Genomic DNA, 8433 nt, shown 5'->3' on the forward strand with positions numbered 1-8433 from the left:
CTAAACAAAACAAGCCACACCCAAAGGACTGAGTTGATGCCTATCCTACCACCTCTGCCACGACCACAACGGCGCCGCATTCACAAAATCATCCATGCCACCCGTGATAAAGGACATGCTCGTCGCTTGATGGCCATCTTGCTGTTACATGAAGGACGCACGATCACCGATGTTCATCACCTTACCGGCGCTGCGCGCTCGACCATCGGTCGTTGGCTTCGGTGGTATCGAGATGAAGGCATAGATGCGCTAGAAGCCTTACCGGCTGGCCGTGCCCCAGTCTTACCTATCGCCAAGATTGTCACCTTACTGGTGCTGCTCATGCAGTTTTCTCCGCAAGATTTTGGTTATCAGCGCAGCCGTTGGTGTACTGAACTATTGGCTATAAAAATCAATCGGTTAACAGGGCTCAATGTGGCAGCCTCCACGCTCCGCCGATGGTTACCTCGTATGGGCATTGTCTGGCGCAGGCCCGTGCCGACCTTGCGGATAAAAGACCCAGCCTATCAGGAAAAAATGGCGAATATCGACGCCGCGCTGGCCCGCTGTGATGCCGATAATCCGGTGTTTTATGAGGATGAAGTCGATATAGACCTCAATCCCAAATTAGGAGCCGACTGGATGTTCAGAGCGCAGCAAAAGCGGGTTGTCACACCGGGGCAGAATGCCAAGCATTATCTGGCAGGCGTTCTCCACGCAGGCAACGGAAGGGTACTTTACGTCAGCGGGATCAAGAAAAACTCATCGCTGTTTATTGCCATGCTGGAAAAGCTGCGCCACCACTACCGACGAGCCAAAACCATCACGTTGATCCTCGATAACTACATCATTCACAAAAGCAAACAGACCGAGCGATGGTTGAAGAAGAATCCCAAGTTCTGCCTGGTGTTCCAGCCAGTTTACAGCCCTTGGGTTAATCACATAGAACGGCTATGGCACAAGTTACATGAAACCATCACGCGCAATCATCAATGCAGAGGGATGGCAAACCTGCTGGCCCGAGTGAAACACTTCATGGATACCGTGTCTCCTTTCCCGGGGAATGGCTATGGCACAGCGAAGGTGTAGCACTATTGGGATCAGTTATTTAGTGACGGTGGCGGTATTTTCAGCCTTCAAAAAGCGGTTCAACTTCAAGGTCCCGTATATGTCTGGTATTTAAACAACCTCAGGTGAACTTTTGCGAGTAACTCAAGGAGGCCTGATTTTAAAGTAGGTGTTGCACTACAGAGTATAATCCGCCAATTACGAGTATCTTTGGAGCCTTTTGATGGGGAAATTTTTTGAACCGTACCAAGCAGAAAATTGTTGTCTGTGCGGGTCGGGTAAATCTCTCACTGGAGAGCACAAAATAAAAGCTTCTGCTTTGCGAAAAATTTTCGGGAAGGATGTTATGTTTATCGGAAAATTCGATGGCGAAAGCATTCCTCGTTTGGCACAAGGCCCGAAGTCCCGAGCCTTCCACTTCTCTGCTCGGATGTGTTCCTTGTGTAATGGAACTCGTACACAAGCTGCTGACCATGAATTCGACCGGTTTCATGCTTTGGTCTTCTCGTTTTTGTCAGAGGGTCGTGATCTTTCGTTAGTATTCAGCTTGCCACAATATACCTCTGGCTCAGAGGAGTACTTCAATGTATTTAGATACTTTTCCAAACTATTATGTTGCCATGTTGCTGAATCATGTGGCCCCCGTCCATTAGAAGCTTGCGATTTCGCCATAGGGCAGTCTAGGCGAAACATTATTTTTCTAAGAATTGATGCAGACCCGACCTATGAGGCATATCGCCATAAACTCGGAGAGTATAAATTCGCAGCGCACGGAGGACTTATTGTTCATTTCGATTCAAAAACACAAATCCCCACAAGCTTTCAAAGTTCAATAAGCCTGGGCTCAGTGCGATATATATTTTCGGTTCACTTTGACGCAAACGTCGAAATGGAGCTGCGTGCATCTCATTATGCGTTCTGGCGAAAATGCGAGGCGGCATACCAAGAAGCCTTAAAAAATCCACTATCGGATGAGTCGAGACATGGCCTGAGTATTTAACTGTTGATCATCTCGTATGTTGAGTTTCGCAGGTTCAGCACCAACCCTACCGCTTTTGTAGGTTGTGGCTGAACGTAGCGAAGCCCAACGTTTACCGCGAACTCTCTTTTTCCTACCCCTCATCCCCGACCCTTCTCCCGCAAGGGGAGAAGGGAGCAAATACGCTGTCCGATTACGCTTCGCTAATCGAACCTACGTGACTGATGGTATTGCGGTTAGCCGAACCGGTGTGGTAAGCGATCATCTCCCAGGTGCCGCTTTATCCCCTCTCCCGCTGGGAGAGGGCTAGGGTGAGGGAAGCGGGTTGGCACAATGCCAGTCTATCTGGGGGCAATGCCCGATGTGAATGGCGCCTCTTGAATGTATTTTCATCTGCCACATCCATGACTTGATTCGTCCAGCCAGGGGCGCTTGGTTGCTCCTCCCCCTGCCAAGGGGGAGGCGGGGAGGGGGTTATGGCTCCATCCATCAATCGGCACGGCACATCCCGACCCTCCCCTTGCAAAGGGGAGGGGGCAAAGCAGAGGGTTCACCGGTTGCGTGGCAGAGTGGCATCACTCGAACCGCCCTCCTGCCTTCAGGGGCGCCGAGCCGCCAAAAAAACGGGGCCCGAGGTGTCCCCCGGGCCCCGCATCCGATGGCCGTGTCAGATGCTGGATTTGACGCTGACGAACTCGGGGTAGGCATCGATGCCGCACTCGTGGACATCCACACCCATCATCTCTTCCTCTTCGCTGACCCGCAGGCCCATGGTGGCCTTGAGCAGACTCCAGACCACGAGGGAGACGGCAAAGACCCAGCCGAAGATGGTGGCAGCACCCAGCAACTGGGCACCGAAGGTGGCGCTCGTGTTGGAGAAGGGCACCACCATCAGGCCGAACAGGCCGCAGACGCCGTGTACCGAGATGGCACCGACCGGATCATCGATCTTCAGGCGATCGAAGGCGACGATGGCGTAGACCACCAGGGCACCGGCCAGGGCGCCGATCAGGCTGGCGAACAGCGGGCTGGGGGAGGCGGGATCGGCGGTGATGGCGACCAGACCGCCGAGGGCGCCGTTGAGGATCATGGTGAGATCCGCCTTGCCCCAGGTGAGCTTGCTGACCAGCAGGGCGCCGACCACACCGGCGGCCGCGGCGGCGTTGGTGTTGACGAAGACGGTGCCGATGGCGGTGGCATCAGCGGCGCTGGAGAGCGCCAGTTGGGAGCCACCGTTGAAGCCGAACCAGCCCATCCAGAGGATCAGGGTGCCCAGGGTCGCGAGCGGCAGGTTGGAGCCGGGGATGGGGTAGATCTCTCCTTGCTTGCCATATTTGCCGCGACGGGGGCCGAGCAGCAGCACGGCGGCCAGGGCAGCGGCAGCGCCCGCCATGTGGACGATGCCGGAGCCTGCGAAGTCGGAGAAGCCCGCCTCTTTCAGGAAGCCGCCACCCCAGCTCTAGTAGCCTTCCACGGGGTAGATGAAGCCGGTCATCACCACGCAGAACAGCAGGAAGGACCAGAGCTTCATCCGCTCTGCCACCGCACCTGAAATGATGGAGGTGGCGGTGGCGACGAACACCACCTGGAAGAAGAAGTCGGAGTGCAGGGAGTGGCCCGCGTCGTCCGCCTGGCTGCCCATCAGGCTGCCAAAGCTCGGCAGCCAGCCGCCGGCGCTGTTGTCCACGTACATGATGTTGTAGCCGACCAGCAGGAACATGATGCAGGCGATGGCATAGAGCAGGATGTTCTTGGTCAGGATCTCGGTGGTGTTCTTGGCGCGGACCAGGCCGGCTTCGAGCATGGCGAACCCGGCGGCCATCCACATGACCAGCACGCCGGAGATCAGCAGGTAGAAGGTGTCGAGTGCATAGCGCAGCTCGCTGACGGATGTGATCAACTCTTCCATGTCGTATTCCTCAGTTCCAGTCGTATCAAAGGGCGTCTGCGTCGGTCTCGCCGGTGCGGATGCGCACGGCGGCCTGCAGGTCATAAACGAAGATCTTGCCGTCACCTATCTTGCCGGTGTGGGCGGCCTTGCTGATGGCTTCGATGATCTGCTCGACGTTGTCGGCCAGGGTGGCGATCTCCAGCTTTACCTTGGGCAGGAAATCCACCTGGTATTCGGCACCCCGGTACAGCTCGGTGTGCCCCTTCTGGCGGCCAAACCCCTTGACCTCGGAAACCGTCAGCCCCTCGACGCCGAGGCTGGCGATGGCTTCGCGCACGTCGTCGAGTTTGAACGGCTTGATGATGGCGGTGATTAATTTCATGCAATATCCCCAATCCTTGTGGTTCACCCAGATAAAGGCAAATATTGCGCCAGAAAAGTATTTTTCTTTTTATTCATGCACTTACTTATTAATCGCAACCCTGGTCAGCGAGGCTTGCCCAATATGGGCAGGGCTGCGCCAAAGGTGTGCACCGCCGTGGTGCAATCTGGCCGGCAGAAGAACGGAAGGGAGCGTGACGGCGCGCAAGACTCGAAAGTGTGCGGGCTGCTACTGTTGTTCAACAAGAGGGCAACCTGGCCGATAACCCGTCATGACGGGGTGTCGAGGCCAGTCGCCCCCTTGAAGGCTCGACCGGCAGGCCCGGTTTTCCCGCCAGGTCAACAAGCGGATCCGTGGCGCCGAGTAGCAGAACAAGGAAGGTTTTCATGCTGCATGACAATGAGATGACAAGGCTACCGGCCCTCGACGAGGCCGTGATGAGCGGCATGCTGGAGGTCGTGAGCGACGGTCTCTGGGACTGGAATGCCAACACCGGCTATGTCCATCGCTATCCCGGCTGGTATCAGATGCTGGGGTATGAGCCCCACTCCCTCGACAACACAGTCTTCACCTGGGAGAACCTGATCCACCCGGACGATCTGGCGCAGGTCATGGAGAGCTTCGATGCCTGCCTGAGCGGGCGGGCGGCGGACTACCGGGCCGAATACCGCTGCCGTTGCCGTAACGGTGACTACCTCTGGGTGGCGGATTGTGGCCGCATCGTCGCACGCAACCCGGACGGCAGTGTCGCCAGGATGGTGGGGGCACACCGCAACATCCACGCCCAGCGGGAACTCTACGCCAGGCTGGAGCTGCAAAACCGCACCCTGGAGCAGCAGGTGGCGCAGCGTACCGCCGAACTGGAGCGGCTCAACCAGGCATTGCAGTTCCAGGTGGAGGAAAACCGCCGCCTGGCGGAGACGGACTCCCTGACCGGCGCTGCCAGCCGCTATCGGCTGGAGCAGGCGGTGCGGCTGGAGCATGAGCGCGCCAAGCGCTTCAAGGAGCCCTTTGCCGTGATCGCCATGGACGTGGACGACTTCAAGCAGATCAACGATCGCCATGGCCACGGGGTGGGGGACCAGACCCTGATCGATATCGTGCAGCTGACCCGGGGCTGCATCCGCGAGATCGATCTGCTGGCTCGCTGGGGGGGTGACGAGTTCATGCTGGTGCTTCCCAATACCCGGTTGCCCGACGCCCGGGTGGTGGCCGAAAAGCTGAGGCAGCGCCTGAGCCATGCCAGGGTCAAGGGGATCGAGCCCGTGACCTTGAGTTTCGGGTTGGTGGAGTCCGACCCCGACGAGCAGGTGTCCCACCTGATGGCACGGGTCGACAGGGCGCTCTACCGGGCCAAGCTGGCGGGCAAGGACCAGCTCAGCGGCTGACAAGGGCACTGGTCGGAGCCGCTACGGGGCTTTTCCCCCCCGAATACGGCTTGACCAAGGGATTTTCTTGACTCCAATTCATCCCGCTGGTTTCATGCGCGCTCTTTTCATTCTTGCGAGATGTATCTTCATGAAAAAGTCCTTGCTGATTGCCCTGACCGCCCTGCCTCTGGTAGCCCACGCCGGCCTGATGGATTCCCTGACCGACACCGTGACCAGCAGCGTCACCAGCACCGCCAAAGAGATGGCTGGCAACGCCATGGACACCGCTTCCAACGAAGCGATCAAGAAGGCTCTGGACATCAAGGAAGGCGGCTCCAACAAGCAGGCCATCAAGGACAAGCTGGGCGCCCCGGCCAGCACCAAGACCGACGCCGGTCTGGAAGTGTGGACCTATGACCTGGACGCTCTGAACAAGGCCTCCCCGCTGCTGGCCGAGACCACCAAGTCCCTGCTGAAAGACTCCGAAGTGGCCCAGAAGAACGTGGTCATCAAGTTCGAAGGCGAGACCGTGAAGACCCTGAACCTGGCCAACAAGGCCTGAGTCCTGGCAAGGTGAATGAAAAAGGGGCCCGCGGGCCCCTTTTTGCTGCCTGGTGTTCTGGCTCACACCTTGAAGCGGTGCACCAGGGCCAGCAACTGGCGGTTGGACCCCAGCAGGGTGGCGGCGCTCTGCTCCGTGTTGCCGCCGTTCTCCACCAGGAGGTTCAGCATGTCGCGAATGCTCACCATGTTGCGGTTGATCTCCTCGGTCACCCGGCTCTGCTCCTCGGCAGCGGTGGCGATCTGGCTGCTGAGATCGTGGATCTGCACCACGGCGTCGGCCATGGTGTCGAGGCCGCCGGTGACCTGCCCCGTGGTGTCGGCCGCCGCCTGGCAACTGCGCTTGGTCTGCTCCATGGCGACCACGGCCTCGGCGACCCCCTGGGTGAGCCGTGACAACATGCTGCCCACTTCGGCGGTGCTGTTCTGGGTGCGTGCCGCGAGGGCACGCACCTCGTCGGCCACCACCGCGAAGCCCCGGCCCTGTTCACCGGCCCGGGCCGCCTCGATGGCGGCGTTGAGCGCCAGCAGGTTGGTCTGGGCGGCGATGCCGCCGATCACCCCGAGCACGCTGCCGATCTGCTGGGCATCTTCCTGCATCTCCAGCACCTTGGCGGCGGCGAGATCCACCTCGTCGATGAGGGCCACCACGCTGGCGGAGGCCGATCCCACCACCTTGCGGGAGCTGGCCGCCTGACCGTTGGCGGCCTCGGTGAAGCTGGCGGAGTCGTTGGCGTGGCGGGCAACGCTGTCGGCGGTGGAGCTGAGTTCGTTGAGGGCGGTGACGACCTGATCGGTTTCGCTGGCGTGTTCCCCCAGGATCCGCCTGGCCTGCCCGGTCTGCTGATCGAGCTGGGCCAGCTCTCGGGTGATGAGGTCGGTGGCGGCGGTCACCTGCACCATCATCTGTTGCAGGAAGGCGATGAAGCGGTTGACCGACAGGGCGATGTTGTCCAGCTCGTCATGCCCTTTGACCTGGATGCGGGCGGTCAGATCGGCGTCGCCGGCGCTGAGGGCGTCGATGTTGAGCTTGAGGGTCTGCAGGCGGCTGCCAAGCTGGCTGATGGCCAGCACCATGAGCACGAACAGCAGCCCCGCCAGGGGGAGCTGGATGCTCGCCAGGGTGGCGAGCACATCCCGGCTGTCCTGGGTCAGGGTGCGGGTCGGCAGGGCGGCGGCCAGCAGCCAGGGGGTCCCTTCGATGGCCTCCATCAGCAGGGTCTGTTCCTCACCCTGATCCTGGAAGGTGGTGCGAAGCTGCCCCTTGCTCGCATCCTGGCCCAGCAGGCCGCTGATGGCGAGGGCGAAGGGATAGTCGGCGTGGGCGGAAAGGTTGCCGAGCACCACATCCCCGGTCAGACGGGCGTTGCGGCTCAGGATCTTGCCGTCAGCCTCGATGATCATCACCTGACCGCCGATCTCCTGCTCTTTCTTGGCCACCAGGTCGTTGAAGAAGCCCAGGGTGACGTCTATGGTCGACACCCCGTAGAGGGCGCCATCCTGGTAGATCCCCATGGCGCAGTTGGTTCTCGGCTGCTGGCTCGCGCCATCCTTGTAGGCGGCGGCCCAGGCACAGACGCCACGGGGCGCCTGCTGACCGGCCTTGTGCCAGGGCTGATCGAAATAGTTGGGCGCCTCTGCCGAGTTCCAGTAGGTGTTGGGAATGAGGGCGTTGGACGCATCCCTGTGGAAGAAGGTGCTGAACTTGGCGCGCCCCGCCTCCCGCTTGTCCGGCAGGGGCCAGATGCCGCCACCGAAGACCATGCCGTTGCCGTACTGGTCGATGAGGGCCGGGAGCTGGGCATCTATCTGCTCGCTCGGCAGTTGTGCCACCAGTTGGGTAATGCTGCGCGACTGGGTCTGCACCCCGTTGAGCTGGTCACGGATATCGGTCGCTATCTCGCCGACTCGCAGCGCCACGTTCTCCTCCCCCGCTTTTTGTAGGGCGGGGGTGATCCAGATCTGGATGCCGATCACCGTCAGGGCGCACACCAGCGCCATGAAGCCCAGAAAAACGGCGGTATAGCGCCCCTTGATTGTGCCCAGATTCCATCCCATAACGACTCCTGTCCACTGTGCCCGGGATCGTGCCCGCGTCTGTTGTGTGAGGGACCATTATGATTTATTTCGAAAGTGAAACGTTTGTTATCGCTCACATAACATGATGCGGCCAGGCAGGAAAAGGTGAAAAAACTGGGGGGGG

The 8433-nt window shown here is 59.6% G+C and carries 6 protein-coding genes and 1 pseudogene; 4 read left to right on the forward strand and 3 right to left on the reverse strand.

What is annotated here, in order from left to right; translation table 11 throughout:
- Positions 1 to 36 precede the first annotated feature (36 nt).
- Positions 37 to 1068 (forward strand): IS630-like element ISAhy2 family transposase, encoded by a 1032-nt coding sequence (locus AB5Y64_RS10095; protein ID WP_001809438.1) that lies wholly within the window; start codon positions 37 to 39, stop codon positions 1066 to 1068.
- 202 nt (positions 1069 to 1270) lie between these two features.
- The gene (locus AB5Y64_RS10100) at positions 1271 to 2047 is read left to right on the forward strand and encodes a hypothetical protein (RefSeq protein ID WP_152610184.1); all 777 of its coding nucleotides are present in this window, start codon (positions 1271 to 1273) and stop codon (positions 2045 to 2047) included.
- A gap of 646 nt (positions 2048 to 2693) precedes the next feature.
- On the opposite strand, the pseudogene AB5Y64_RS10105 reads toward AB5Y64_RS10100, so the two are convergent.
- Positions 2694 to 3935 (reverse strand): annotated as a pseudogene (locus tag AB5Y64_RS10105) (ammonium transporter).
- 25 nt (positions 3936 to 3960) lie between these two features.
- Positions 3961 to 4299 carry a P-II family nitrogen regulator gene (gene glnK, locus AB5Y64_RS10110; protein WP_039040122.1) on the reverse strand — a complete coding sequence of 113 codons (339 nt, stop codon included), beginning with the start codon at positions 4297 to 4299 and terminating at the stop codon, positions 3961 to 3963.
- A gap of 386 nt (positions 4300 to 4685) precedes the next feature.
- Here glnK and AB5Y64_RS10115 point away from each other — a divergent pair, with 386 nt between their 5' ends.
- Positions 4686 to 5687 (forward strand): sensor domain-containing diguanylate cyclase, encoded by a 1002-nt coding sequence (locus AB5Y64_RS10115; RefSeq protein WP_039040121.1) that lies wholly within the window; start codon positions 4686 to 4688, stop codon positions 5685 to 5687.
- Between the two features lie 130 nt (positions 5688 to 5817).
- Positions 5818 to 6231 carry a hypothetical protein gene (locus AB5Y64_RS10120; RefSeq protein ID WP_010675902.1) on the forward strand — a complete coding sequence of 138 codons (414 nt, stop codon included), beginning with the start codon at positions 5818 to 5820 and terminating at the stop codon, positions 6229 to 6231.
- Between the two features lie 62 nt (positions 6232 to 6293).
- Here the strand turns inward: AB5Y64_RS10120 and AB5Y64_RS10125 are convergent, their stop codons facing one another.
- Positions 6294 to 8288 carry a methyl-accepting chemotaxis protein gene (locus AB5Y64_RS10125; protein WP_039040120.1) on the reverse strand — a complete coding sequence of 665 codons (1995 nt, stop codon included), beginning with the start codon at positions 8286 to 8288 and terminating at the stop codon, positions 6294 to 6296.
- Positions 8289 to 8433 lie beyond the last annotated feature (145 nt).

Origin of the sequence: Aeromonas sp. R5-1, from assembly GCF_040908265.1 — a bacterium.
Classification (GTDB): Bacteria; Pseudomonadota; Gammaproteobacteria; order Enterobacterales; family Aeromonadaceae; genus Aeromonas; species Aeromonas caviae.

What these genes read in the sequence shown, in the direction of transcription:
- AB5Y64_RS10095 (WP_001809438.1), top strand. Translation starts at nt 37, where the DNA reads ATGCCTATCCTACCACCTCTGCCACGACCACAACGGCGCCGCATTCAC.
- AB5Y64_RS10100 (WP_152610184.1), top strand. Translation starts at nt 1,271, where the DNA reads ATGGGGAAATTTTTTGAACCGTACCAAGCAGAAAATTGTTGTCTGTGC.
- glnK (WP_039040122.1), bottom strand. Translation starts at nt 4,299, where the DNA reads ATGAAATTAATCACCGCCATCATCAAGCCGTTCAAACTCGACGACGTG.
- AB5Y64_RS10115 (WP_039040121.1), top strand. Translation starts at nt 4,686, where the DNA reads ATGCTGCATGACAATGAGATGACAAGGCTACCGGCCCTCGACGAGGCC.
- AB5Y64_RS10120 (WP_010675902.1), top strand. Translation starts at nt 5,818, where the DNA reads ATGAAAAAGTCCTTGCTGATTGCCCTGACCGCCCTGCCTCTGGTAGCC.
- AB5Y64_RS10125 (WP_039040120.1), bottom strand. Translation starts at nt 8,288, where the DNA reads ATGGGATGGAATCTGGGCACAATCAAGGGGCGCTATACCGCCGTTTTT.